This window comes from Duganella alba, assembly GCF_009674495.1.
Taxonomy (GTDB): Bacteria; Pseudomonadota; Gammaproteobacteria; order Burkholderiales; family Burkholderiaceae_D; genus Rugamonas; species Rugamonas alba.
In genome coordinates, this window is sequence record NZ_WKJN01000034.1 from 26,940 (window position 1) to 53,075 (window position 26,136).

Annotated in this window: 17 protein-coding genes and 1 tRNA gene; 5 read left to right on the plus strand and 13 right to left on the minus strand. The window is 57.4% G+C overall.

Going from position 1 to position 26,136, the window contains the following annotated elements:
• Nucleotides 1-321: 321 nt before the first annotated feature.
• Complete coding sequence (locus GJ695_RS24850) at nucleotides 322-1,968, minus strand: hypothetical protein (protein ID WP_154369561.1); 1,647 nt, start codon at nucleotides 1,966-1,968, stop codon at nucleotides 322-324.
• Between the two features lie 125 nt (nucleotides 1,969-2,093).
• Here GJ695_RS24850 and GJ695_RS24855 point away from each other — a divergent pair, with 125 nt between their 5' ends.
• A complete protein-coding gene (locus GJ695_RS24855) occupies nucleotides 2,094-3,770 on the plus strand; it encodes a DUF6119 family protein (RefSeq protein ID WP_154369563.1) in 1,677 nt (558 codons plus the stop codon).
• 152 nt (nucleotides 3,771-3,922) lie between these two features.
• On the opposite strand, the gene GJ695_RS24860 is transcribed toward GJ695_RS24855, so the two are convergent.
• Nucleotides 3,923-5,233: a hypothetical protein gene (locus GJ695_RS24860; protein WP_154369565.1), complete on the minus strand. Its 1,311-nt coding sequence runs from the start codon at nucleotides 5,231-5,233 to the stop codon at nucleotides 3,923-3,925.
• A complete protein-coding gene (locus GJ695_RS24865; RefSeq protein WP_154369566.1) occupies nucleotides 5,223-11,282 on the minus strand; it encodes a hypothetical protein in 6,060 nt (2,019 codons plus the stop codon). Before GJ695_RS24865 ends, GJ695_RS24860 begins: the two co-directional genes overlap by 11 nt.
• 839 nt (nucleotides 11,283-12,121) lie before the next feature.
• Between GJ695_RS24865 and GJ695_RS24870 the strand changes: the two genes are divergently transcribed.
• Complete coding sequence (locus GJ695_RS24870; protein ID WP_229260334.1) at nucleotides 12,122-12,388, plus strand: helix-turn-helix transcriptional regulator; 267 nt, start codon at nucleotides 12,122-12,124, stop codon at nucleotides 12,386-12,388.
• Here the strand turns inward: GJ695_RS24870 and GJ695_RS30530 are convergent.
• The 5 genes from GJ695_RS30530 to pepN form a co-directional block, all read right to left on the minus strand.
• Complete coding sequence (locus GJ695_RS30530; RefSeq protein ID WP_308493368.1) at nucleotides 12,348-12,845, minus strand: tyrosine-type recombinase/integrase; 498 nt, start codon at nucleotides 12,843-12,845, stop codon at nucleotides 12,348-12,350. The genes GJ695_RS24870 and GJ695_RS30530 overlap by 41 nt on opposite strands.
• A complete protein-coding gene (locus tag GJ695_RS24875; RefSeq protein WP_308493370.1) occupies nucleotides 12,776-13,576 on the minus strand; it encodes a tyrosine-type recombinase/integrase in 801 nt (266 codons plus the stop codon). The genes GJ695_RS30530 and GJ695_RS24875 overlap by 70 nt, the downstream gene beginning before the upstream one ends.
• A 193-nt stretch (nucleotides 13,577-13,769) precedes the next feature.
• Nucleotides 13,770-13,845, minus strand: a tRNA-Thr gene (locus GJ695_RS24880).
• Between the two features lie 105 nt (nucleotides 13,846-13,950).
• Nucleotides 13,951-14,955, minus strand: a complete 1,005-nt coding sequence (locus GJ695_RS24885; protein WP_154369570.1) for a class 1 fructose-bisphosphatase — start codon at nucleotides 14,953-14,955, stop codon at nucleotides 13,951-13,953.
• A gap of 21 nt (nucleotides 14,956-14,976) precedes the next feature.
• Entirely contained in the window at nucleotides 14,977-17,619 is a 2,643-nt protein-coding gene (pepN, locus tag GJ695_RS24890; RefSeq protein WP_154369572.1) for an aminopeptidase N, read from the minus strand.
• A gap of 197 nt (nucleotides 17,620-17,816) precedes the next feature.
• On the opposite strand from pepN, the gene GJ695_RS24895 reads away from it, so the two are divergent.
• Nucleotides 17,817-18,491: a DUF4136 domain-containing protein gene (locus GJ695_RS24895; RefSeq protein ID WP_166455050.1), complete on the plus strand. Its 675-nt coding sequence runs from the start codon at nucleotides 17,817-17,819 to the stop codon at nucleotides 18,489-18,491.
• Between the two features lie 10 nt (nucleotides 18,492-18,501).
• Here GJ695_RS24895 and GJ695_RS24900 read toward each other — a convergent pair whose 3' ends face one another.
• The 5 genes from GJ695_RS24900 to GJ695_RS24920 all read right to left on the minus strand — a co-directional run bounded on the left by GJ695_RS24900 (nucleotide 18,502) and on the right by GJ695_RS24920 (nucleotide 23,922).
• A complete protein-coding gene (locus tag GJ695_RS24900) occupies nucleotides 18,502-18,963 on the minus strand; it encodes a DUF6328 family protein (protein WP_154369574.1) in 462 nt (153 codons plus the stop codon).
• Nucleotides 18,960-19,934: a quinone oxidoreductase family protein gene (locus GJ695_RS24905; protein ID WP_154369576.1), complete on the minus strand. Its 975-nt coding sequence runs from the start codon at nucleotides 19,932-19,934 to the stop codon at nucleotides 18,960-18,962. The genes GJ695_RS24900 and GJ695_RS24905 overlap by 4 nt, the downstream gene beginning before the upstream one ends.
• 3 nt (nucleotides 19,935-19,937) lie before the next feature.
• Nucleotides 19,938-20,327, minus strand: a complete 390-nt coding sequence (locus GJ695_RS24910) for a methylglyoxal synthase (protein ID WP_154360788.1) — start codon at nucleotides 20,325-20,327, stop codon at nucleotides 19,938-19,940.
• A 21-nt stretch (nucleotides 20,328-20,348) separates the two neighbouring features.
• Complete coding sequence (locus GJ695_RS24915; RefSeq protein WP_154360787.1) at nucleotides 20,349-21,254, minus strand: DMT family transporter; 906 nt, start codon at nucleotides 21,252-21,254, stop codon at nucleotides 20,349-20,351.
• A 154-nt stretch (nucleotides 21,255-21,408) separates the two neighbouring features.
• Nucleotides 21,409-23,922, minus strand: a complete 2,514-nt coding sequence (locus GJ695_RS24920; protein ID WP_154369578.1) for an alkaline phosphatase D family protein — start codon at nucleotides 23,920-23,922, stop codon at nucleotides 21,409-21,411.
• 202 nt (nucleotides 23,923-24,124) lie between these two features.
• Between GJ695_RS24920 and GJ695_RS24925 the strand changes: the two genes are divergently transcribed.
• Complete coding sequence (locus GJ695_RS24925; protein ID WP_154369580.1) at nucleotides 24,125-24,850, plus strand: YebC/PmpR family DNA-binding transcriptional regulator; 726 nt, start codon at nucleotides 24,125-24,127, stop codon at nucleotides 24,848-24,850.
• 17 nt (nucleotides 24,851-24,867) lie between these two features.
• Complete coding sequence (gene purD, locus GJ695_RS24930; protein ID WP_154369582.1) at nucleotides 24,868-26,136, plus strand: phosphoribosylamine--glycine ligase; 1,269 nt, start codon at nucleotides 24,868-24,870, stop codon at nucleotides 26,134-26,136.

Genomic DNA, 26,136 nt, shown 5'->3' on the forward strand with positions numbered 1-26,136 from the left:
AAACGCCCAAATCGGGCTTTCCGATTATTCTGGTGGCTTGCCGGAATCGAATGCCCTGTGAAGAAAACCCGAAAAATCAAAGGTCCCTCCCAGGTCCCTTACTTTTAGACGCGGTTCGCCCGTTCGATTCCGCTCTTCCGATCAACCATCCATTAAAGCACAAAATGCCTTTCAACGGCGCACGACACAGGGGGCCACGCACAGAGTTGATTCGATACACCATCTGTCGCAGCTAGTTGCCACCCCATCGCGGCCGGTTACGATTGCAATAGTCGATATATGGTCGTGAGGAAAGGTCACTTAACGTGCGCGAAGCTATACTCAATCACACCGTCGGATCAGGAGCTTTCGATATCTTCGATCTTTGTCCACATGTGAGACCAACTGGCGTATCCCCATATTTTTTGTGGTATCGCCCATTGCAGCATCAAGCAAGCGACGCAGGTGCTCGGAACTCTGAGTATTTTCCGCAAGCAGTTCCACCCCATCCATGTGGCGTAACTCACCAGCCAGCGTAGCGTGAAGCTCGATCAAAACTGACTCATGCCTGAGTATGCCTAAAGGCGTGGAAATGTCTACGGAGAACAATTCTAGGCCGCCCTTGACTGAATCGCCATGCAAACGATAGCGGAAAAAGTCGGGATCGAAGTACACCATTCTAGGGTTAATAGACAGGCGTGCGTATCGCCCACCTTCAATCTCTACCAGTTGTAAGCCGCTGGCGTCGAGCTTGTCCCTAAGGCTCAATATTGCGGAAATGTCTTCACATCGGATCCATCCGAGCGGAAGTAAACCGATATCATCGACGCCGGCGAGTGGTAATGACTTCGCGTGCCAAGCGAGAGCCCATAACCATTGAAGCTCGACTTCAGTCAAACATACCGTATGTTCCTTCAGCGACTTTCCGGTACGGCCGATTGTGATTGGCTGATCCGCCATTAGTGGGATATCGACACCAACATGCGCAGTATTCTGCAGATAGGTCTCTACTATTGACTGCGGCAACGCCACCAGTTCTTTGAGGTCAGCGCCAAAATGCTCCACCAGTGCAGTGACAAAAGCTCGCTGGCCCCGAGCATTACGTTCCGTGCCTAATTCTGACGCGGTGAACCTAGCAAACAATTCCGGGTGGTTATCCAAGCGCTCGAAAAGTTTTACTACACCGCGAGTATTTAACTGGAGCGGAAACAAGCGCATACGATATTCAGTATAAGAGTAGTGATTCCTTGCGCCCTCTATCCTACTGTAAGGGGTGATATCGATGGCAGTCCCCAAACTGTAATGATCCTTTTCCGATAACTCCAACTCCTCCCGAAGTTCGCGGTAAAGCGAACGCTGGAGGTACGCCATCGGCCAATGCCCGATTCCGTAAGCGAAGTCATATTCAGCTGTTTCCGGTCGCTCAGCAATCGGCACATCACTTAATTTAAAGCGCCCTCCCGGTAATACGAAGTTCCCACGTGCGTCAGGGCGGACCTTGTCCTCTCTGGCATACAAGAGGAAGTGATCGCCTAAGCGTATTACTGCCCATGCGACATACACAAATCGGATTGGACGGGCGGCGTTAGCTGGGTGGAATGTAATCCTGCCATTTTCCAGCCGACTAAGCAGTAAACGTTGCTCCTCTATCTCAGTATCAGTTGGCAACTGATTCCAATAACCAGGATCAAAGACGGGGTGATGATCGGTAGCCAACGTTTCAAGGAGTGAACGCGCCATCAGCCAAGCTGAGTAAGAATTAAACCGCCATTGCCCCTTATCTGCATTTCCTTGATGCATCAAAGCCAGCGCGCAAAATAGCCGTTCAACCACCGCCAGTACAACCTCAGCTTGCGCAGACGGGGCCACATCCTTTAATCCAGTAACTAAGGCGCTACGGGAAACATTCTCTGTCAACTCATCCTCAGCCAGCATCGGAGGCAACAGAGTGGCCAAGCGGCCAAATATAAGGCCCAGCGAACTAGTCATGCGCTTACTAAATTAAAAAGAGGAAATCCGATAGTACTCCTATAACAAAAATTGAGGAAGAGATAGAGTTACTCAACACCAAGCTTTTGGCTTCATTCAGCTAAATAACCATATAAGGGAGCACCATGACTACGATAGCTATCCCCGCAATCCCTGCTGCGCTCGCTGCTAGCGCACTGTTTCCCGCAACTACTGATCTGTCAGTGCGACTGTTTCATCCCGGGGTGCTGCCTGCGGATGCACTGAAAGCAGGCCATGGCCTGCTTATTCACCCGTGCCCAATCGGCAAACTCTACTACCACGCCACGAAACAGGATGCGCCTGATTGGTCTGAATTCCTCGAACGCGGCGCACCTGGCATCAAGCCACTGCTTCATAGCCAGCACTCGTCTGCAGTTCTACTGCTGGAAGCCGGCCCCGCGAGCGAGCGCCGCTTGTTTGCTTTTTGCTTCGGCCAAGGGCACCATGCCATCGAGCAAGACTTCATCGAACGCCAGTTTGGCATGCGCGTTGTGCTGAACAGCGTTTCACGCAAAGACTTGCGCGTGTTGGATACCGCAAGCCTGGACTCTACTGTAATGCAACGTCGCACGCAGGCTAGCCGCGATAGCGATCTCAATGACTTTGGATTGGACACCAACAAAGAATTGCTGCGTTTAGCATCCGGTACGCCTAATGACCGAAACATCGCAAAAGCAATTTCCGGCAAAGATGCCTTGCAGATTCGCAAAAAGCTGGCATTCGCAGATCTGCCGACGTTGTGCAATCAGTTGCTCGACTTGTATAACGCGACTGACTATAAAACTGATTTCGGTTTTATCGATCAGATCAAGCCTCTCCATAAAGGCGCGCTGACTGATACTCTGGATGCTGTGCTGATGGCCGAATTGACTAACATGGCGACAGGTGCACCTTCCGAACTGCACCTAGCGGTCCCCGATATTCTGCCCACCGGCCCAGGTTCGCAATTGTCCTACCGAGGAGCACGTATGCCTCGTAGCAAACGGAAATTTGATACGCTAGCAATCGATGACTATCTCGCTGAACTGAATGAGGGCGGCTTTGCTACTAGCTGTGATATCAACGACATCCGAACTCACTTGGTCTGCACCCACAACAACGACCCAACCGCACCATCGGGCCAAATGAAAGTCTACGATTGCATAGTCTTTGAGACCCAGCATAACAACAATCAGTACGTGTTGTTTGACGGCCAGTGGTACGAGGTCAGCCGCGCCTACTACCAAGATATCCAACAATATTATCTGGATCTGAAAAAGACGCCGTTTTTGTCGGCATCAACTGCGGCAAATGAACAGGAGCTGATCGCAGAACTGTGCACCACGACTTACCCGCATCTGCTGTGCATCGACAAAACAAAGATCAATCCAGCCGGCGTCAGCTACGCCAACCTGGAAGTCTGCGACTTCGTCTCGCATAGCAAACAGCTGATCCACCTTAAGGATTCTGCTTCCTCGGCGCCGCTTAGCCATCTCTTCAACCAAGGCTTAGTTTCGGCTGAAGCGCTTCGACGCGATAGCACAGTTCGAACTAAGTTCCGGAAAGTGGCAGGTCAGCGCGAAGTCGAGTACGGCCGCAATGGTTTCGTTCCCATTCTGCCAACGGCAGCCCGCATCGTGCCATCGGAATGGACGGTGGTGTTTGGCGTATTGAAGAAAACGGGCGCGCGCTCTGGCACTCTTGACCTGCCTTTTTTCAGTAAGGTAGCACTGCGCGCCGCTGCTGATCGCATCAGTTTGATGGGCTATCAAGTTGAACTGCACCTCATCGAAAAGCGATAGCTCCTCTAATATTGCTACTGCACCGTATCAGCACGGCAATCGCATTGGGGTTCAGACAATTACCAAAGAAATTGGCGCAAGTAAGGTGGCGCCATTCGAGACTTCGTCGGGTACACTTGTCCTTGCTGTCCTTAAACCGGGCCCAACAAGGCTTAGTAAAGGGCCGCCGACCTTCTGATTTGCTTCAACGCCATTTTTACTTGGTGCCATCCGACGTAGTGCCCGTGTGCGATACCGTTACGAAGGTAAAGCACCTCGCGGTCAAGATCGGAAACGGCAACTGATGGGCAACAACCAAATAGTTCCCCTAGCGAGGCAAATACCCATATATCCTCGGCTCTGCTAGGCGGAGACGGATGAGCGTTAGGGTAGACGATTGCAGTCTCTGCCCCTGAACTAAATCTGGTATGGGCAGCGCTAGCTTTTGAATCTGCAGATAGTCTTTCCAGGTTTCCCCTATTGTGCAATCGACTTCGCACGAACTGTTCCGTTTGCAAGCACAGCGCCAAAATCTCGGCTGCCAAGGGCGAGCATACCAAGCTGTGACGCAAATTTCCAACTTCCCTCCCTTTGAGGCTAGCAGTCTTCAATAGTGCCCGCGCTGCCCACGGCACCACGCGTGGGCTATGAGTTCCGGCGGGCCTCCACATTAGCCCCTTTTCGACTAACTCATGAATGACATTTGCTGGGATATTTCCGCCGGCATCCACCTCTAGGATAATTCTACTTAGCATAGGAAATGACGGATGCTTAGACATCAAAAGTGCAAATTCTTGCAATAATTCTTCAAGTCTTTCATCATCTCCGGCAGACAGGCCAGCTATGAATTCTCCGATCGCTATTGCTCGCCCCATGCTACCTGCACTCTCCCAGTAAACGCGCAGATGCACATACGCTGACCAAACTAAATCTACTGGCGATGTGGTCGCGTTGGTGAGAACGTGATGAAGACAGCGCCCAATAGTGAAGTCGCATGTCGGTTCGACATGCACACTCGCTGACTTGTCGAAAATCAATGCACAAATCGGTACAGTCTGTTTTCGATAGTGTTCGATTAAAGCGACAAATTCCTCCCATGCGGAAGGAGGCACCAAATCAGACTCCTTCAATATAAATACTGTTGGACGATCAAGAAGGCGCTCGCGAATATAGCTGCGTGCATCAAAGACGCTTAAAGTGGGAGCCAACTCAAGTGCGCAAAGAAGTGCTTGAAACGGAGTGCCGTTTATTCCGCCACATTCTATGAGCCTTATTGCAACGGGTCGATCAGTACCATTCATCCCACGAATGTTCTTACTGACGCTGTGCACCAACTCATCAATTGGGCCTACTTCACCAGTGCGTATTACGCAAATGCCTCCATCACCCTGCCACGGTCTGCTTTTCGTCCAGGACTGAAACTTTTCGCTTCCTGCAAACTCCCAGCCAGATGTGTATCCGCCTAGAGTAACTTCAACGAACATTGTCGGCCTCAAGAATACTAACAATCTTCACAGTTACGCTGTCTGCAGGCAGACGAATCCGCCCCATAGACGAAACCGCTGCACCTGGCGCCGAGCCGACCCTATGTAAGAATCCAGCGTCAATTAAAACGTCCATTGCGAGACGGTCGTCGTCTCCAAGTAAAGGTGGAATAACCCCTTCAATCTCCCCAAAAATCGCGTTCCAATCCGCAGCAAATTCTCGCTCAATATCAAACTCCTCAGCGACCTCCGACGCAAATCGGACGGCCATCTTCAACAGTTCTAGCTCTCGATTTGCTAGCCCATATTCGAGATTGCCATCCGCAACAGTTCGCGCCAAATCCGGAAGCGCTTGTTCAAACTGGAGCATGACGGTATTCATCTCATCCAAAGTTACGTCATCGCCGTCGCTCTTATTCAGAAGCCGATCTATCGCCGCTACCAAAAACGGGATGCCATCGGTCCCTTTTATAATCGATGCGATTGCGTCGGTTGATTCGAACTGAAGAGCACGTGCTCGCTCAAACCACCACATTAGAGTCACCTCAGGCAGTCGCCCCAGAGTCGCAACTTCGACTGGCAAATCGGAGCTGGAGAGTAGTTGGCGCCGCGTTTCTCTGAGCAAATCAAGTCCGCCCAACAGCACAATCGGACGCGGATTCGCAACATGCAAGTATTGCTGCCAAGACTGCCCGGACACACGAGTAAAGACTCTAACGCCGTTCGTAATCGACCGTTTTAGCGAGGCTTCATCAGGTGAGCTAATTGTTGCCCGCCTATCGCAACCTAACCTATCGGGTATGCCTCGCTTCTCATCAATAAGAGCAGCTGGCCAAGTACCTGCTACCACTACAATCTTGCAGATGTCCACGGACTCTTGCGAGAACCAATATCGGACTGTGTCGAGCGCACTTTCTGCAATGACGCTTACAGAAAGCCTTCGATGCAGACTACCAGCTCGAATTATCTGAATTTGTTGACGAACCTCCAATGCAACTTCTGACTGCTGCGTCAGAACTGGCAAGAAGTGTGGAAATCTCAATCGATATTCTCGTACTCCAAAGCGAGCCGCGTCGGATACCCTCAGCAATCCCCTGTCAATAAAGTCCTGCAAATTCCGCTCGATCTCAGCCACTGGCGATGGATCGATTTTTTCCAGCCAATCGATTTCTGGGTCAATCTCTCGCAGTTTTTCCAATACTTGTGCTGGTCCAGATCGTAAGGCAAGACCTGGCTCAAGATCTTTAAGTGCTAACAATGTTGCACCGAATACGACTGCGCCAACACGATTGCCTTGGAAGTTGTTATTAACAACTGTTCGTATTTCGTCCAATACTGCCTGATCATGCAGGGTTGCACGAACTTCATCCTCCGTAACTCTAAGTGATTCGCGAGTCGCCGAGAATGAATTACGGCTCAAACGTTTTAGCAGACTGTCGCCAAAACGAATCAACACGGCAGGCTGGAAACCACAACGCCTTGCTATCGACGGACCGTGAATACCGAGGTCAACTCCAGCCTTTGCCAACATCCCGCGAAGGAAGTGAACTGCCTCCATCTCAGTCAATGGGCGCAAAATCAAAACGTCGCCTGCGTTTGCCCACACAGCGTCTCTCGTGTTAGTTACGCGATAACCAGAGAAAACGATGCGAATTCGATGCAAGTCTTGAGAATCGACTTTTGCCGGTAACCCCTTCATCATGCGAAAACTAAGCGACGATTCGCGATCTTGATCGTAGCGCGCAAGTTGCCCCTCAATGAAGGCGTCCGCTTCATCCAAGATAATCAAAATACTGACCCGCGGGCACTCTTGCATTAGGCGCTGCATATAGTTCGAGAAGCGCTCCGGCGGAGATTCGCTAGTTGAACTTGCCGACTCATGTACGTCGAATCGCGAAGTCATTTCATCGATGATCCACTGCACCAACCATGACTCAGATTCACCGCCAGCAATCGTAATGAAGAACACGTGAAGAGTATTGCCTGAAGGGAGGCGTTCTTGATCGTAGGTCGCTGCGATATATTTCAGAAGTGCACTCTTCCCGAGCTTTCTACCGGAGAAGACTCTAGTGTAGTTGCCGGTGAGCGCCACTTGTCGAGCTTCCTGGGCTCTTCCCACGTAGGTTTCAATCCGGACGTGTTGACCATCCTGAACGGAAAATGGTGAAATACTTTCCAAGCTCAATTGCTCAAGCGCAATCTCTAAGAGCGGAATAAAATCCTGTCCCTCAGCGTGTTTCCCGCATTCCAAAAGTCGACAGAGATCAATGTCATCAATCAACGCGGCAGCAAGTCCTCGCTTACGAAATCCCGAACAAATCTCATCACGACGAGAACCGGAGATTCCGGGCTCAAGGAAGACAACCAGCGCACGTGGATGTTCAGCATTCACCACCCGTGCCCAATCGTCCAACATGCCTCCGCTTTTAGTCGGACTAACTGGCGACGCTGAAAGCACGATCTGGCTAAATTCCGCGAGCTGTGGCAAGAAGCTCGGGTTGAGTTTGGCACGGCGAAAATAATCTCGAATTGCCGAGCAATGAATTATCGTTTTGCGAACTTTGCTGTGGTCGCGAAGTTCGCTCAGGCTTTTGAAACGATGCTGATTCTCGGCCACGGAGCGTCCGGCTTCGCCGCTAATTACCGAGTAGAAAAGCCTCTCCAATGTCTCTCTTGGTGAAGGCTCGTTACGGGGGCCAAGCCACATTTCGACCAGCCGCTCCTGCTCATCGGTCTTACCTTTGAATTCTCTTTCAAGCGCCTGTCGGGCAGAGGAATAACGAATGATCGCATCTTGACGCCATTCAGTCCTTCGAACGCTCGAAACTGTTGCAACCTCCTCTAGTCTACCTCCGTTTAGTAGAACGGTTACGCCACGGTAGTTTTCCGCGTCGAAGCATGACGCAACTTCCGCAGCAAAGTCTAGCGAGCGCTCTTTCGCGATCGCTATCCTCGCCGCTTTGGCTGAGTCGCACTCCTTCTGAGCCAGAGGAATGAGCTTCGACAGCCATTCTTGCGCCAACATGCTATTGGTGATGGAATTAGTTTGGCCCGTTTCGCTACTGTCGGGACGTGCGAGATTCCTAGCCTCATCAACGCATTCTTTCAGAACGCCGGAGGAAGAAACTAGCAATTCCTCCTGAATTCCCCAAAGACGCTCCAGTTCACGAGCTTTTTCGAATACGACATCTCCCACCTGCAACGCATAGTTATAAATGAGAGTTCGCTCGTGAGACTGAAGTAACGCTACCGGCGAAAGCGCAGCAAGAATATCCATTCGACTTAAACTAACTGCTTGATCATGGAGAGCGCGAAGTACGTCGTTCTTGTCAACCGCAGGCAAGTACCTCTGAACATCGATCTGATTCGTAAGAACGCACGCCATGAGGTAGTCTGTGATGCAGCTAGGATCGATCTGCCCGTCTAAAATCCCCTTGTCAAAGAAATCTTCAGGATTAGTGCAGCGTACTAGGTTAGGCTGCTCAAGCAGCGCGTTGACTCCCATGCGCAGCGGAGATGCGATGCGATCGTTCGTAAGAACGGCGCGAAACATACGAACGCAAAGGTCATCGCTCCCCTTGTGTGTTTGATCGCCAACCAACCTGGTCGCCTGCTCGTAGGGGCAACCGTCGAATGCCATTCGATTCTGCTGCTGCACGGACTTTAAACGCTGTACTGCATCCTGCAGCTGGATGGCAGCACTAGCAATTTGTTCTGCAGCGTGATCCGCCGCTGCCCGGTCATCGTATTTGACTTCGCCACCATCCATTATTCGCCGATAACCTTTAACCAATTTATCGACACGCTGTTGTATGACAGATGGGCTGAGTCGTTTTATGTTCTCCGTCGATGCGGGTGGCGCTAGTTCTTCACGTAAAGGAACAATTTCAGTTTGTACAAATTCTGACCACGCGCGTTGGCAGTGCCTTCTCAAAATTTTCCCGCCGGCTGCTTGCCAGTACGAGTTGATCTTACGCCGAAGATTATCCTGAGCACTTCTAACTAATTTCTCAAGGGTTGAAGAATCTGCTGTTTCACTGTTGTTAACCCTCGAGCGAAGGACATCTATAGGGTTAATGTTTGAGGCCCAACCATTGAGCAAGAATGTGACCACATCACTAATTGCGACATCCTTGTATTTCGCAAGAGATACTATTTGATTTATTTCATTGCGATCAAGCGTGCTAGGCAATGTTGGTCTTAGGGCTTCCAACATCACGCTGACCGCGAAATCGGGCTTAGCCTTTCCATCAGACACGCGATCGCGCAAATATGCTACGCGATTTCGATCTATACCTATGGCGACATTGGAGGGATTGGTCAGTAAGCGATCGGCATGTTCAAGCTCGGAAAGATGCAGCGATGGATTTTTCGCACCTTGATTTTGAGCGAGCGAGCCAATGTACGCGCGCGCGAGAAAACCATCTGCCCATGCCTTAGGGATGGCCTCTGCCAAAGTAATAAAGAAGCTTTCCTGTGCCCATGGAGCCGAGCCTACATGGCCATTCTCGTCAACCCAATGCGTCTGCTGAAACAATCGAAAGGTTACAAATTCGTCTTCAGCGCCCAACGCTGTCGAAGTCACCTCACTCCTCGAATCAGCGTCCGTTTCGGAGGCGAGGAGCGTGTGCGACTCAGTACACTCCGTTGCCTCATTTTTAAGCGGCACACAAGTAGCTAACTCATTACTCAGAATAGGACGGACATTGTCGTCGAACCGCATCGGCGACGACGACTCTTCTGGGTTCCCTTCTTGTACCTCAGGTGCCTCTTGGATCGCCAGGGGTTCGAACGAAGTCAGCGCGCTCTTCGATTGAGGCTCGATGTTATTCTGTTCTATCGATTGGACGGAAATCTCGAGATTTCCGCGGAGAGCAGCCATCGCAATCTTGCTTCCAAACTCCGACTTGACGACTTCATAAAGTGCCTCAGCGACGTCTTCAGTCAACTCGGGGTTTTGTTCGATTAACTGGACTAGATTCCTAATGCCGTGCAATGCTTGCAAATTGGGGGCTACAGCCTCAAATCCAGCATCTATTAAGACCAGTCTTTCCCGAACTGCCGAAAGATCGAACGCGACGTCCTGAGAGTGCCGTATTCTTCGGCACTTCTCACGCAAGCCTTCTGCCTCACCAGTTGCGAGATGCTTCTCCAACGCGGCCTCAATTTCGATCAGTTCTTCTGTTTCTATGCCAAGTTGTTTGGACAAAGCACTCCATGTGCGATCCAAACTCTCCAAAGAAAGTATGATGCTTTGAATCTTGGGAATACGTCGAGACTCAATTGCGCTCAGCGCATCTCTAAGATGATCCTGCAATTGCTGACTAGCCAGCTTGATTTCGGTCAACATCGCTCGATCGATCGGACGTTCTAACTCAACCGCATTTATAGGCGTAGCCCTCGCCGTTGTCGGTTTGTCAGATTCTCGCTGATCAGCATTTAGTGGCTCTTCGATTAGCGCATTGGCGCGTTCTTGAAGCAAATCTTGCAGTTGGTCGTATGCCTCGCCGAGATTCGCCCAACGCTCATCATTTGCCAAGAGACCGGCGCAGACAATTATTAGCGACTCTGGACTAAAACGGTCAAGGAGACTCCTAAGTGCTGCTGATGCCGACGACGCTGAGAATACAGGAATTCCATTAGTTTGCATCCCGTTTTCGTCATGCGCGCAGCCCATTGCATCTAAGACAGCGAGAAGTGCCGCCAATTCAGTCTCACCAACCCATCGACAAAATGCCCACTTTAAATTGTCTTTTGTAAACTTGTTACCACATAACCGTCGCCGGAGTTTAAGCACAGAGCGACTTAATTCAGCATCTGAAATCATTCGGACCGCAATTGGAAGTCCACTAATGCTCGTTTTTGAGCCGTTACGCTCGAGACTATGGATAGCCTCGCTAAGGCTTTTTCTCTTCTGCCCACGAATGAATTGAAAGTCCTTCGCAGCGAATTTCCAAAACGAATTGCTAGCCTCTACTGGAATGCTCTCCAATAACTGCTCTAGATTTCGTCCAGGATCGGGTTTCACCGTCAATTCAGAAACGCTCATCAAATTCTCCGCCATGAAATCAAACGTTGCAAACATGCAATGATTGAGTATGTATTACCAAGTGTTTGTAGTCAACGACCAACGACCACAAAACGGCGAAAAAATTAGATTTTCACAAATTTTTTATGTTGAGACAGATTTTGATTGAATAAATTCGGCACTCGGTATTGATGAATCTACGCCAGTCCTATAACACTCCTGAACCAAACATCGAATTTAGTTAGGCAATAGCAACAGGGCGGCAGCGGGCCTATATGCCCGAACAGGTCTAACGTCACGTATAAAATCAAGTCTTCTCTAGTGCAGAGCAGCGACTTGCGTCGCGTGGTCAAGGTCATGTGCGGGCGGGTGGGGAGCGACGCCTATATCGCATGTGTTTCAAAAGGGTTGCCCCCGGGCGGACAACATGACGGCAAGACTCGGATAGAGTTTTGTATTCATATTCATTGTGTCCTCGGAGGCCTATGCAAACTTGGGTTGAGTTGCTTCGCATATTCCCATCACCACGCTCTTAGAGCGGTTGCAGCAACTTGTCGGCCAAAGAAGGTGGAGCACTTTTACCGGCGAAAGCCTATCCTGCAATCGCCACTTCGCTATGCTTTTCTTGATAATATCAAGCGCTGAGAGTTCAAATACGGCGCCCGATCAAAAATGAGATAAACGATATATCTCATTTCCTTACCAATACATACCCTCCATTTCTTTCCGAAACCGTATGAGACATTTATAGCGATACCTCAAAGGCCATAGACAGCAAACGCTTTACCCTATCGAAAAGAGTTGTCGATAAAGGGGTGCATATGGAGACCAACAAAACCATCCTTGGTACATGCCGCCTGATGCGCTTACGTGAAGTCCTACAGCTATGTGGCTTTTCGCGTGCGACGCTGTACCGCGAAATCAAGCTACACACATTTCCCGCGCCAGTGAAGTTGCCAGCGCGTTCGGTAGGTTGGCTACAGGATGATGTGACACAGTGGCTAAACGCACGCGTTGCGCAACGCGGCCCGGCTTATCAGGCACACGCTCAGATCGAGCATCAAGATACCAAGCGCGAAGCGGCGCTCAGGCCTGGCCGTCGCCGGGCAAGGGACGAAGTGGAATGACGTCTGCGCCGGCACGCAGCTTATCGAGATAGTCGGCCCAGCGCTGCATCATCAGCCGGCGCGCTGGCAGGTGCGCGGTACGATTATAGGCACGCCCATTTGGATCGATAACTCGGTGCGCGAGTTGGTGCTCGATCAAATCCACACGTTCGTTCAGCACTTCATCCAGGATCGTGCGTGCCGTCGCGCGGAAGCCGTGCGCCGTCATCACGTCTTTCGAGAAACCCATAGCGCGCAAGGCGGCGTTGATAGTGTTCTCGCTCATGCAGGCCTGTTCGGTGCGCAGGCTGGGGAACACGAACTTGCCATGGCCGGTCACGCGATAGAGCTCGCGCAGGATTGCCACCGCCTGCGTGGCCAGCGGCACCATGTGCTCCGTCTTCATCTTCATCTTGGCGGCTGGGATCCGCCATTCGGCGGCGTCCAGATCGAATTCTGACCACTCAGCGGCGCGCAATTCGCCAGGACGTAAAACAGCATGGACGTGAGCTTCAACGCCGATACAGCGACGATATGGCCCTCGTAGGCATCGATAGAGCGCAGGAGTAGCGCCAGTTGTTTAGGTTCTATGATGGCGGCGAAGTTGGTGCGCGGGATCGCGATCAACGCGCCGCGCAGGTCTGGAGTCACATCGCGCTCGGCCCAACCGATCGCCACACCATAGCGCAGAATCTGGCCGCACATCTGCCTCATGCGGTGCGCCGAATCGATGGCACCGCGTGCTTCTACGCGCTGGATCACGGCCAGGACGTCGCGCGGCTTGATGGAGGCCACCGGCATCGTGCCAATCACGGGCAGGATATCGTGCTGCAGCCAACCCAGCGCCTTCTGCTGCGTGACCTCGCTGCGTGTGATCGCCATCTTGGACAGCCACTCCAGCGCCAGCGCTTCAAAGGTGTTCTGCTCGGACTCCGATACGCTGGGCGCAGTCTTCTTTGGATTGGGATCGGTGCCAGTCCTCAGCAGCTTGCGAGCATCGGCGCACAGTTCACGCGCCTCTGCCAGTGAGACTTCGGGGTAGGTGCCGAAAGCCAGCGTCCGGTGCTTGCCTTCGTAGCGGTAGTTCATCCGCCAATATTTGTTGGACTCCCTGACCAGCAGGTACAACGTGCAGCCGTCGCTGTATTTGTCACCGCTGGGTTTGCCGGAATGCTTGAGTTTCCGAATGAAAAGATCGGTTAGTGGCATGGCTGCCTCCCGAAAGGGATCTGGCGCCGATTGAGGGACCAAACTTCCGAGTGAGGGACCTGACGCCATTTTGTCCCTCATGGACTGTAGATTTTATGATACGCCCTCGAATTTGAGCGGACAACAAAAAACCCGCTTCTCCTATGAGGAGAGCGGGTTTTTAGACTTCTTGGTATTTCTTACTGCTGAGTTCTGGTGCCGCTTGCCGGAATCGAACTGGCGACCTTTTCATTACGAATGAACTGCTCTACCAACTGAGCTAAAGCGGCGACGACCCGCATTCTAACAAAGAACCTTCAGGACAACCAGCCCCAAAATGAGAAATTTTGGCCTGGTTGCAAATATTTCATTGCCTTATGCGGGTTTCAGGCTTTTCAGCCTTCCGTATGGTAGCCGGTGACCACCGCCACTTCGTCGCGCGAGCCGAGGAACACCGGCACGCGCTGGTGCAGCTTGTGCGGCTGGATGTCCATGATGCGCTGTTTGCCGTCGGTGGCCGCGCCGCCCGCCTGCTCGACGATGAAGGCCATCGGATTCGCTTCGTACATCAGGCGCAGCTTGCCTGGCATCGAGGTGTCGCGGGTATCGGCCGGGTACATGAAGATGCCGCCGCGGTTCAGGATGCGGTGCACGTCCGCCACCATCGAGGCGATCCAGCGCATGTTGAAGTTGGTGCCGCGCGGGCCGGTGTCGCCGGCCAGCAGTTCGCTGATGTAGCGCTGCACCGGCGCGTGCCAGTGGCGCTGGTTCGACATGTTGATGGCGAATTCCTTGGTCGTGGCCGGGATCTGGATGTCGCGCTGGGTCAGCACCCACGAGCCCATCTCACGGTCCAGCGTGAAGCAGTTGACGCCGTTGCCGGTGGTGAGCACCAGCATGGTCTGCGGGCCGTACACGGCGTAGCCGGCGGCGACCTGCCTGGTGCCAGCCTGCATGAAGTCGGCTTCGGTCGGCTGGGCCATGCCTTCCGGCGCTTTCAGCACGGAGAAGATGGTGCCGATCGAGACGTTGACATCGATGTTCGAGGAGCCGTCCAACGGGTCGAACAGCAGCATGTATTCGCCCTTCGGATAGCGGTTTGGAATCGGGTGGATGGATTCCATTTCTTCCGACGCCATCGCCGCCAGGTGGCCGCCCCATTCGTTCGCTTCGAGCAGGATTTCGTTGGAGATGATGTCCAGTTTCTTCTGCACTTCGCCCTGGATGTTTTCGGTCTCGGCGGTGCCCAGCACTTCGCCCAGCGCGCCCTTGCCGACCGAGTGGCTGATGGTTTTGCAGGCGCGCGCGACGACTTCGATCAGCAGGCGCAGTTCGGCCGGGATCGTGTTGTGCTGGCGTTGTTCTTCCACCAGATATTGTGTGAGGCTGACTCGTTTCATGGATTCCCTTGAGGTGGTAAATTAATTGGCTAACGCTTTGCTCACGACTTCCGCGACGTCGTTGGACAGCTTGCGGGCGGCGACTTTTTCCAGCGCTTTTTTCATCTTGGCCTGCAGCGCCGGCGCGTAACGGCGCCAGCGGTCCATGGCGCGCGCCAGGCGCGCCGCCACTTGCGGGTTGATGGCGTCAAGCTTGATCACGTATTCGGCCCAGAACTCGTAGGCGCTGCCGTCGGCGGCGTGGAATTGCGACGGGTTGGCGCTGGTGAAGTTGAAGATCAGGCTGCGCGCGCGGTTCGGCGTTTTCAGCGTGAAGGCCGGATGCTGCATCAGCTTGCGCACGGCGGCCACGTTGGTGGTCGGCGCGGCCGCCTGCATGGCGAACCATTTGTCGATGACCAGCGCTTCGCTTTCGAAGTCCTGGTAGAAGGCCTTCAGGTACGGGCCGGTTTCGGCGCCGCTGTGGATCATCGATACCAGCGCGGCCGAGCGGTCGGTCATGTTGGTGGCGGCTTCAAACTGCTGCTGCGCGAGTTTCAGTTCGGCCCAGTCCGGCGCCACCGTCAGATAGGACAGGCACAGATTTTTCAGCGCGCGCTTGCCGGCCGACAGCGCGTCCGGGCTGTACTCGCCCGGCGTCTGGTTGGCGTGGTATTGCGCCAGCAGTTCGCTCTTCAGCGCGGCGCCGATGGTGCGGCGCATGAACTGGCGCGCGGTGTGGATGGCTTGCGGATCGACCACGTCCATCTGCTCGGCGATGATGGTTTCCGACGGCAGGATCAGCGCCAGTTCGCGGTAGGCCGCGTCCAGCGTGTCGTCGGTCAGCACCGCGCGCATGGCGTTGATGAAGGTGTTGTCCAGCTTGAGGTTGGCTTCGCCGTGGGCCGCCACTTGCGCGGTCAGCTTCAGCAGGCGTTCCATCGCCAGGCGCTGGCCTGCTTCCCAGCGGTTGACCGGGTCGCTGTCGTGGCTGAACAGGTGCAGCAGTTCGTCGTCGGTGTAGTCGTATTCCAGGATCACCGGCGCCGAGAAGTCGCGCAGGATCGATGGCGTCGGCCGTTCGTCCACCTGACGGAAGCGGAAGATCTGTTCCTGCTCGGTCAGTTCCAGCACCACGGTGGTGGCGCCTTTTTCGTGCTTGCCGTGTTCCAGGTGCAGCGGCAGATCCTTGCCGTTGGCGTCCAGCAGGCCGACCGCCACCGGAATGTGGAACGGCAGCTGGTCGGCCTGGCCGCGCTGGCTCAGGATGATGTCGAAGTTGCGCTTGACGGCGTCGTAGCGGGTGCGCGCGGTGACCACCGGCGTGCCGGCTTGCGAGTACCAGCGTTCGAACTGCTTGAGGTCGCGGCCGTTGGCGTCGGCCATGGCGGCGCGGAAGTCGTCGCAGGTCACGGCCTGGCCGTCGTGACGCTCGAAGTACAGGTCCATGCCTTTGCGGAAGCCGTCGCGGCCCAGCAGGGTCTGGTACATGCGAACTACTTCGGCGCCTTTTTCGTAGACGGTGACGGTGTAGAAATTGTTGATCTCGACAAACGAGTCGGGACGCACCGGGTGCGACATCGGGCCAGCGTCTTCCGGGAACTGCGCCTGGCGCAGCGTGCGCACCTGGTCGATGCGGGTGACGGCGCGGCCGGAATCGGTGCCGATCATGTCGGCGCTGAACTCCTGGTCGCGGAACACGGTCAGGCCTTCCTTCAGCGACAGCTGGAACCAGTCGCGGCAGGTGACGCGGTTGCCGGTCCAGTTATGGAAGTATTCGTGGCCGACCACGGCCTCAATGCCGGCGTAGTCGATGTCGGTGGCGGTGCGCGGGTTGGCCAGCACGAACTTGGTGTTGAAGATGTTCAGGCCCTTGTTTTCCATCGCGCCCATGTTGAAGTCGCCCACGGCGACGATCATGAAGCGGTCCAGGTCCAGTTCCAGGTTGAAGCGTTCCTCGTCCCAGCGGATCGAGTTCTTCAACGACTGCATGGCGTAGTCGGTCTTGTCGAGGTTACCCTCTTCCACCCACACTTGCAGCAGCACTTCGCGGCCGTCGGCCAGCTTGAATTTTTCTTCCTGGCAGACCAGTTTGGCCGCGACCAGCGCGAACAGGTAGGACGGCTTCTTGAACGGGTCTTCCCACTTGGCGTAATGGCGGCCGTCGCCGAGGTCGCCCTCCTCGACCAGGTTGCCGTTGGACAGCAGCACCGGATAGGCGGCCTTGTCGGCGCGCAGCATCACGGTGTACTTGGCCATCACGTCCGGGCGGTCCGGGAAGAAGGTGATGCGGCGGAAGCCTTCGGCCTCGCACTGGGTGAAGAAGTTGCCGTTCGAAACGTACAGGCCGGACAGCGTGGTGTTTTCCACCGGGGCGCACAAGGTTTCGATTTCCAGCACCACGTCGTCCGGCGCGTTGCGGATGGTCAGCATGGCGGCGCTCAGTTCGTAGTCGCCGGCGGCCAGCAGGCTGCCGTTCAGGCGCAGCTGCACCAGTTCGATTTCCTCGCCATGCAGCACGATGTCGCGGCTTTTGGACGCCGGGTTGTGGCGCAGCGTGATGCGGTTGGCCACCACGGTGCGCGCCGGCGCCAGGTCGAACCCGAGTTCTACGGTGTCAACCAGGAAGGCGGGAGGGGTGTAATCTTTGCGGTATATCGTCGTTGGGCTGCTGTCTGTGCGCATTGGAGGCTCTGGGGGGACGGAGGCAAAAGCTTATTTTACCAATACCGAGGCCGCCCCATGCGCGGAATTGCCCTCGGGACGTGCTAAAGTTGCTGGTTTCCACGATGCCGTAACATTCTGTAATAATCATGCAAGGTCCAGGAGAGCGTCATAAACTTAGCACTGGAAAATACCGTCTTACCTGAGAGGGCATCATCATGAAGAACTATCTCGCCATTGCGGCGACAGCTGCCGTCATGCTGTTGAGCGGCTGCGCCACCACCTTACACAGCGATGTGACCGCCTTCAACGACTGGCCGGCCGACATCCAGGACAAATCCTTTGCCTTCGAAGCCCCGCAGGGCGCCGACGATACGCTGGAATACCGCAACTACCAGCTGCTGGTGGCCGGCGAGCTGGGCAAGATGGGCTTCCACCAGGTCGCCGAGGGCCAGCAGCCGAAGTTGCTGGTTGGCATGAAATACTTCACCATCGATCATCCGGTGCGCGTGTTGCAGGAAGATCCGTTCATGGGCCCGTACTGGGGTCCGGGCTACGGCCGTTATGCGTGGGGCTATTCGCGCTGGGGCTATCGTCCGTTCTTCTATGATCCCTACCGTTTCGGCCCGAGCTATGTGGAAGAGCGCATCAAGCACCTGTATCAGCGGCAACTGCGCGTGACCATCAACAATGTCTCCGGCCGCAAGCTGTATGACGTGACGGTGCAGAACACCAGCGGCGTGCAAGCCACCCCGCACGTGATGCCGGCCCTGGTGCAGAGCGCCTTCACCGGCTTCCCAGGCCAGAACGGCGTGCCGCGCACCATCGATATCACCATCGAGCCGAAGACGGAGACGGTGCAAGCTGCGGCCGCCGCACCGAAAGCCAATTAAGCCTTCGTCATCAAACTCTGCGCTTGAGGTACATCGGCAGCAGCCACCAGGCGCAGAGTATCAGCAGGGCCATCACGGCTGACATGATCAGCCCGACGCTGGCGCCAAACACTTCCGAAATCACCAGATTGGTGCCCAGCACCAGGGCGATCGCCAGCGCAAACGCGCCGGCGACGATCTGGCGCGTCGCCACGCGCTTGAAGCGGACGCGGTCTTTCAGCGGCCGCATCAGGCGGTGCTGGATCGCCGGCGCACTCAGCAGCACCAGGCTGGTCAACGACAGGAAGAAGGTCGCCAGGAACAGCAGCTTTTCCATGTGGACGATCTGCGCGAAGCCGGCATTGAAGGGCAGGATGATCAAAAACGCCGACAGCATCTGCGCACCCGGCAGCAGGATGCGCATTTCGCTCAACATGTCGGAAAAGTCGCCGTCGTCGCGTTCCTCGGCGTCGTAATCCCGCTCCTCGCTCATGGAATCAGGATGGTCGAGCCGGTGGTTTTGCGCGCTTCCAGGTCGCGGTGCGCCTGCTGCACGTCGGCCAGGGCGTAGCGCTGGCGGATGTCGATCTTCACTTCACCACTGCTGACCACGCCGAACAGCGACTTGGCCATCGCTTCCAGATCCTCGCGCCTGGCGGTGTAGGTCATCAGCGTCGGCCGCGTGACGAACAGCGAGCCGCGGCTGGCCAGCTCGCTCAGGCCGAACGGCGTGACCGGGCCGGAGGCGTTGCCGAAGCTGACCATGGTGCCCAGCGGCTGCAAACAGTCCAGCGAGCCGATGAAGGTGTCCTTGCCGATCGAGTCGTAGACGGCGGACACGCCCTTGCCATCGGTCAGTTCCTTGACGCGCTCGGTGAAGTTTTCCTTGTTGTAGTTGATGACGTGGGTGGCGCCGTTTTCGATCGCCAGCGCCGCCTTCTCTTCCGAGCCGACCGTGCCGATCAGGTTCACGCCCATCACGCGCGCCCACTGGCAGGCGATCAGGCCGACGCCGCCGGCTGCCGCGTGGAACAGGATGGTGTCGCCGGCCTTCAGCGGCACGGTGCGGTGGAACAGGTATTGCACCGTCAGGCCTTGCAGCATCATGGCGGCGGCGGTGTCGAATTCGATCTGGTTCGGCAGCACCAGCAGCTGCGAGGCCGGGATGTTGCGCGCCTCGGAATACGATCCCAGCGGGCGGCCGCCGTAGGCCACGCGGTCGCCGACTTTCAGGTCGGTGACGCCCTCGCCCAGTTCCTCGACCACGCCCGCGCCCTCGACGCCCAGCGCGCCCGGCATCGGCTGCGGATACAGGCCGGTGCGGTGGTAGACGTCGATGTAGTTCAGGCCGATGGCTTCATGGCGCAACCGCACTTCGCCCGGACCGGGCGGCGGCAGGTCGACCTCCACCAGTTCCATCACTTCGGGACCGCCGACGCGGTTCATGCGGATTGCCTTGACCATGGTTTACTCCTTGTTGGCTGCGCGTTGCTGAAGCAGAGACAGTACCAGATGTGCCGACGCCAGGTTGGTCGCGCACGGCGTATTGTGCACGTCGCAGGCGCGCACCAGGGCGTTGATGTCCGGCTCGTGCGGCTGCGGCGTCATCGGGTCGCGCAGGAAGATCACGCAGTCGATCATGCCCTCGACCAGCAGCGAGCCGATCTGCAAGTCGCCGCCGAACGGGCCGGAGTGCTTGCGGTCGACTTCCAGGCCCACTTCGGCGATCAGGCGGCCGCCGGTGGTGCCGGTGGCGGTCAGCGCGCAGGTCGCGAGGAAGGCCTTGTATTCGGTGGCCAAGGCGATCATGTCGTCTTTTTTCTTGTCGTGCGCAATCAGGGCAATGCGGAATTTCATCAAGTCTCCCATACTTCGATCCTATTTTTTGGACAGCAGATAAATCCCGGCCAGCACGAGGGCGGTGCCGCCCAGCTGCCAGGAGGTCACGGGCTCGCCCAGCAGCAGCGCGCCCAGAAACAGCGTTGAAACCGGTCCGATCATACCAGCCTGCGAGGCGACGCCGGCGCCGATGCGTTCGACCGCCACCATCGTCATCAGCACCGGCGCCACCGTGCACAGCAGGCCGTTGACCAGCGACAGGCCGTACACCGGTAGCGGCTGCACTAGCATGGATACCGGCCGCAGCAGGAAGAACTGGCCGATGCAGGCGGCGCTGGAGACGCACATGGCATACGACACCAGCCGCAGCGTGCCGAGCCGCTTGACCATTTCGCCGGACAGCAGCAGGTAGATCGCGTAGGCGGCGGCCGAGCCGGTCACCAGCGTGGCGCCGAGGGCGACGTTGCCGCCGCCTTGCAGGTCGTGCAGGAAGACAAAGACGATGCCGCAGTAGGAGGTCAGCAGCGCCAGCCACTGCTTGCGGCTGATGTGCTGCTTGAGCACGGTGGAGCTGATCAGCAGCACGAAGGTGGGCGTGAGGAACAGGATTAGGCGTTCGAGGCCGACGGTGATGTATTGCAGGCCGAGGAAGTCGAGGAAACTGGACAGGTAGTAGCCGACCAGGCCCATGCCGATCAGGCGCAGGCGGTCGGCGTTGGAGAGTGGTGGCTGGGTGCGCATCTTCCACAGGGCGATGGCGGCGAACACCGGCAGCGAGAACAGCATGCGGAAAGCGATCAGGGTGACCGCGTCGATGTGATAGCGGTATAGCAGCTTGGCGACGATGGCCTTGGTGGAAAACAGGACCGCGCCGCCTACGGCGATCCCCAACCCGCCCAGGTAGGCGGCGCGCGCCGGAGCGCTGTGTGTGATGCTTTTGTCCATACTTGGGATTGTACGGGCAAATGGGGATGGCCGCTGACCTCCCCGCGCGCTCTTCCCCCGCTTACCCCTTCCCCCGCTGGGGGGGTCTGACCCCTGCGGGGTCAGACCCCATGGATGCGCCGCTGGCAGGCCGGCAGCGCGTGCGGGGTAAAAGTCAGCTGATGGCCACGGAAGGCGAACCCGCTGTCACCGTCGCGGTCGTCGTCCGCGCAACAAGGGTTGCGGGGGCAACAACGCCAACCAGCTTGTTCACCTGCTTGAACTGCGCCGTCATCTTGCCAGGGGCGAGGGTCACCAGCGTATAACCCTGCGCATCCGTATTCAAATGCTTGAGCCACGGATTATTCCCCAACGCCGACAACTGCTGCGCCAACGTCAGCAGACTGGTATTGAAGTCGGCATTGGCCTGCAAGCCCGCCAGCACCGCAGCAGTCGTCGCCTCCAGCTGCGCCTCGGGTACACCCTTCGCCGCCAGCGCCCCACGCAACTGCACGCGCGTCTGCTCGGCCAGCGACGCCACCGTCGGCGCAGCCTTGCCCATCGTGTAATCCAGCAGGTTAAAGCTCAGATTCACCGTCCCCAGCCCCGCCACCGGAATCGCCAGCGGATACGACACCAGCGTGCCGATATCGCCCAGCGTCGCCGCCGCATCGCGCAAATAGCTGAAGAACGAATCCGAACTGACACCCGCCGACACCAGATCCACCATCACCGGCGTGCCGCCACCCGTCGCGTCGAAATCGTCATTGACCGTGCCGGCAAAGAAAGCGTGAATATCGCCAGTAATCGCCACCACGTTGCCGATATTATTGGTCTTCAGGTGCGCCATCAACGCCTTGCGCTCGCTGTTATAGCCATCCCACTGATCGCAGTTGAGCAGGAAGCGCGTGAAGAACGACGCCAGCGCATCCTTCTTGCCAGACGCCGTCACAAACACCGAATCCGCCTTCCTGGCCTGCACATCCGGCTTGATGTAGCCAAACGCGATGGTCTGCCCGGCCACCGCCGCCAAGGCCGCGCCAGTCGCGCCGGCGCTGGCGGCCGCGTTCACCTTGGCCAGCGTCGCCACGGCAATCGCCGCCTGCGCCGCCGTCAAGCCGGCCGACACGCCTGCCGCAGCCTGCGCATCAGCGCTGCCGCCACCCGCCGCCGATGCCGCAATCGCGCCCGCACCCGCCTGCGCCACCGCCGACGACGCACCCGCCGTCACCGCCGCCACAATCACGCCGGCCACGGCAAAGTTGCCGCCCACCGCCGCAGCCGTCGTGCCGACCGACGTCGTCACGGTGGACACCGCGCTCAAGGCCAGCAGCGTCGCGATCGCGTCCACGCCATTCATGCCCATGCGCAGCAGCGACACTTCATTGCCCCACAATTTCCAGGTCGAGGTGGCGGCTTTCATCTTGTCCATCCACCACTGGCGCTGGGTGTTGCCCAGGATCGTGGCGGTGCTCAATGGATCGAGGCCGATGGTGGCGGCGCCGGCCATCTTCTGCGCTTCCACGCTGTTGAACAGATCCTGCGGCACCAGGTAGCGCGAGCCGATGCGGCCCAGCGGCTTGCCGGTGGCCGGATTGATCGACGATTCCGGAATCACGTGGTCCGAGCGGTACAGGCGCTCGTCGGTCATCACCAGCTGCATCAGTTTGCCGAACTGGAAGTCGCGGTAGATCTTGATGTTCTGGAAGGTGGTGTTGGCGGCGTCCAGCGTCACGTCGGCCGGCATGTATTCGAACCAGGCCTGGTTGGCGTTGCGGCGGCGCGAGGTCTGGTGCAGGTCCGAGCCGTCGGCGTTGAACGAGCCGTCGTAGGTCTGCGCGTCCTGCCACGCATCGTCGGTGAATTCGTGGTCGTCCCAGATGGCGATGAAGGCGAAGCGCTCGTGCAGCGCCTGCAGGCGCGTATCGGTGCGGTACTTCTTGTACAGGTAGCGGTAGTCGGCCAGCGAGTTGGCGTACTTGGCGCCCGAGCTGCCGTTTTTATAGACGCCGTCCGGCAGCGTCAGCGCATCGTGGCGGCTTTCGACGGCGCCGAGCTGGAAGTCCTCGCCCACGGTTTCGTAGATGTAGTCGCCCAGGTGGACGATGAAGTCCAGGCTCTCGCCGGCGATCGCCGTCATCGCGCCCCAGTGGTTGACGCTCCAGTCCTGGCAGGTCATGTAGGCGAACTGCAGCTGCGCCACGTCGGCGTCGGCGGCCGGCGCCGTCTTGAAGCGGCCGACGTTGGAGCGGTTGTCGCCGGCGACGAACTGGTAGTAGTACACGGTGCCGGCCGACAGCCCGGTCAGCTTGTGGCGCACGGTGTTGTCGTATTGCGCCTGCAGCGGCAGGCGCACGTCGGCCACGGTGGCGCCGTTGAGCGCGCTGCTGCCGCCCAGTGCGCCGCTGTTGTCGGCCGCCGTGACGATCAGGCGGATGGCGCTGTCGGCGCCGGCCGGTGCGGCGGCCACCGCGTCGGCCGATGCCGGCACGGCGCGGGTCCACAGCAGGATGCTGTCGGCGCGCGGGTCGCCGGAGGCCACGCTCTGCGGGAATTTCCAGGCGCCGCTGGCCAGCGCCAGGTCGCTGCCCGGCGCCGCGTCGCTGCCGCCGCAGGCGCTCAGGCCCGCGCCGGACGCCACCGAAACCGTGATAAAGCTGCCGAATTTAATAAACTGCCGTCTGTCCATGTCGTCTCCCTGCCTGCAATAGTGTCGAAATGGTCAACACTAGCAGCGGCATGTGACAGCTTCCCTACAAAAAGTGGAGGACGGCCTCTAGCCACGGCCCGGGGCGGCGCCGGCGGTTTCTGGCGGGCCGCTTATGCTAGAATACCGCCCTCACCGCACACCAATGACTACCTAACGAATTAGCGCCGAAGGAAGATCGAACATGGCTGGACACAGCAAATGGGCCAATATCAAGCACAAAAAGGCAGCAACTGACGCGAAACGCGGCAAGATCTGGACTCGCCTGATCAAGGAAATCACCGTTGCTGCACGCATGGGCGGCGGCGACATCACGTCGAACCCGCGCCTGCGCCTGGCCATCGACAAGGCGGCCGACGCCAATATGCCGAAGGATAACGTGCAGCGCGCCATCACGCGCGGCACCGGCGGCGAAGACGGCGCGGCCTACGAAGAGGTCCGCTACGAAGGCTACGGCGTCGGCGGCGCGGCCATCATCGTCGACTGCATGACCGACAATCGCGTGCGCACCGTGGCTGAAGTCCGCAACGCCTTCAACAAGAACGGCGGTAACATGGGCAACGAAGGCTCGGTGGCCTTCATGTTCAAGCACTGCGGCCAGTTCCTGTTCGCGCCGGGCACCAATGAAGACGCGCTGATGGAAGCGGCGCTGGAAGCCGGCGCCGAAGACGTGGTCACCGACGAAGAAGGCGGCATCGAAGTGCTGTGCGGACCGCACGACTTCGCCGCCGTCAAGGATGCGCTGGAAGCCAAGGGCTTCAAGGCCGAAGTGGCCGAGATCATCATGAAGCCGGACGTCGAAATCGCCGTCACCGGCGACAACGCGATCAAGATGCAGAAACTGCTGGACGCGCTGGAAGCGCTGGACGATGTGCAGGAAGTGTATTCCAACACGCTAATCGAAGACTGAGCGAAGACTGAGGAATTATGAAAATATTGGTAGTCGGCTCCGGCGGCCGTGAACATGCGCTGGCCTGGAAACTGGCGCAGTCCGAGCGCATCCAGATGGTGTATGTGGCCCCAGGCAACGGCGGCACGGCGCGCGACACGCGCCTGGTCAACGTCAACATCACCGACCTGCACGAACTGGCGAACTTCGTTGAAAGCGAAGGCATCAGCCTGACCGTGGTGGGTCCGGAGACTCCGCTGGCCGGCGGCATCGTCAACCTGTTCCGCGCGCGCGGCCTGAAGGTATTCGGCCCGACCAAGGAAGCGGCGCAGCTGGAGTCGTCGAAAGACTTCGCCAAGGCGTTCATGCAGCGTCACGGCATCCCGACCGCCAAGTATCAGACTTTCTCGGACGTGGCGCAAGCGCACGCCTACATCGACGCCAACGGCGCGCCGATCGTCATCAAGGCCGACGGCCTGGCCGCCGGCAAGGGCGTGGTGGTGGCCCTGTCGCTGGACGAAGCGCACCGCGCGGTGGACGACATGCTGGCCGATAACCGCTTCGGCGACGCCGGCGCCCGCATCGTCATCGAGGAATTCCTGGCCGGCGAAGAAGCCAGCTTCATCGTCATGTGCGACGGCAAGAACATCCTGCCGCTGGCCACCAGCCAGGACCACAAGCGCCTGAAGGACAACGACGAAGGCCCGAACACCGGCGGCATGGGCGCCTACTCGCCAGCCCCGATCGTGACGCCGGCCATGCACGCCCGCGTGATGCGCGAGATCATCAACCCGACCATCGCAGGCATGGCGAAGGACGGCATCGTCTTCACCGGCTTCCTGTACGCCGGCCTGATGATCGACGCCGCCGGCAATCCGCGCACGCTGGAATTCAACTGCCGCATGGGCGATCCGGAAACGCAACCGATCATGTCGCGCCTGAAGACCGACCTGGTGGCGGTGATGGAACACGCCGTCAACGGCACGCTGGACCAGATCGAACTGGAATGGGACCGCCGCACCGCCGTCGGCGTGGTGCTGGCCGCCGCCGGCTATCCGGACGCGCCGCTGAAAGGCGCCGTGATCGAAGGCATCCCGGCCGAAACGCCGGAAACCGTGACCTTCCACGCCGGCACCGCCGAAGTGGACGGCCAGTTGCAGGTGACCGGCGGCCGTGTGCTGTGCGTGGTCGGCCTGGGCGACAGCGTCAAGCTGGCGCAGAAAACGGCTTACGAAGTGGTCGACCAGATCAGCTTTGAAGGCATGCAGTGCCGCCGCGACATCGGCTGGCGTGGGCTGAAGCACTAA

Bases quoted from the DNA above. Each gene is read 5' to 3' on its own strand.
- GJ695_RS24850 (WP_154369561.1), bottom strand. From the start codon at position 1,968: ATGACTAGTTCGCTGGGCCTTATATTTGGCCGCTTGGCCACTCTGTTG.
- GJ695_RS24855 (WP_154369563.1), top strand. From the start codon at position 2,094: ATGACTACGATAGCTATCCCCGCAATCCCTGCTGCGCTCGCTGCTAGC.
- GJ695_RS24860 (WP_154369565.1), bottom strand. From the start codon at position 5,233: ATGTTCGTTGAAGTTACTCTAGGCGGATACACATCTGGCTGGGAGTTT.
- GJ695_RS24865 (WP_154369566.1), bottom strand. From the start codon at position 11,282: ATGAGCGTTTCTGAATTGACGGTGAAACCCGATCCTGGACGAAATCTA.
- GJ695_RS24870 (WP_229260334.1), top strand. From the start codon at position 12,122: ATGCGCTTACGTGAAGTCCTACAGCTATGTGGCTTTTCGCGTGCGACG.
- GJ695_RS24875 (WP_308493370.1), bottom strand. From the start codon at position 13,576: ATGCCACTAACCGATCTTTTCATTCGGAAACTCAAGCATTCCGGCAAA.
- GJ695_RS24885 (WP_154369570.1), bottom strand. From the start codon at position 14,955: ATGAAACGAGTCAGCCTCACACAATATCTGGTGGAAGAACAACGCCAG.
- pepN (WP_154369572.1), bottom strand. From the start codon at position 17,619: ATGCGCACAGACAGCAGCCCAACGACGATATACCGCAAAGATTACACC.
- GJ695_RS24895 (WP_166455050.1), top strand. From the start codon at position 17,817: ATGAAGAACTATCTCGCCATTGCGGCGACAGCTGCCGTCATGCTGTTG.
- GJ695_RS24900 (WP_154369574.1), bottom strand. From the start codon at position 18,963: ATGAGCGAGGAGCGGGATTACGACGCCGAGGAACGCGACGACGGCGAC.
- GJ695_RS24905 (WP_154369576.1), bottom strand. From the start codon at position 19,934: ATGGTCAAGGCAATCCGCATGAACCGCGTCGGCGGTCCCGAAGTGATG.
- GJ695_RS24910 (WP_154360788.1), bottom strand. From the start codon at position 20,327: ATGAAATTCCGCATTGCCCTGATTGCGCACGACAAGAAAAAAGACGAC.
- GJ695_RS24915 (WP_154360787.1), bottom strand. From the start codon at position 21,254: ATGGACAAAAGCATCACACACAGCGCTCCGGCGCGCGCCGCCTACCTG.
- GJ695_RS24920 (WP_154369578.1), bottom strand. From the start codon at position 23,922: ATGGACAGACGGCAGTTTATTAAATTCGGCAGCTTTATCACGGTTTCG.
- GJ695_RS24925 (WP_154369580.1), top strand. From the start codon at position 24,125: ATGGCTGGACACAGCAAATGGGCCAATATCAAGCACAAAAAGGCAGCA.
- purD (WP_154369582.1), top strand. From the start codon at position 24,868: ATGAAAATATTGGTAGTCGGCTCCGGCGGCCGTGAACATGCGCTGGCC.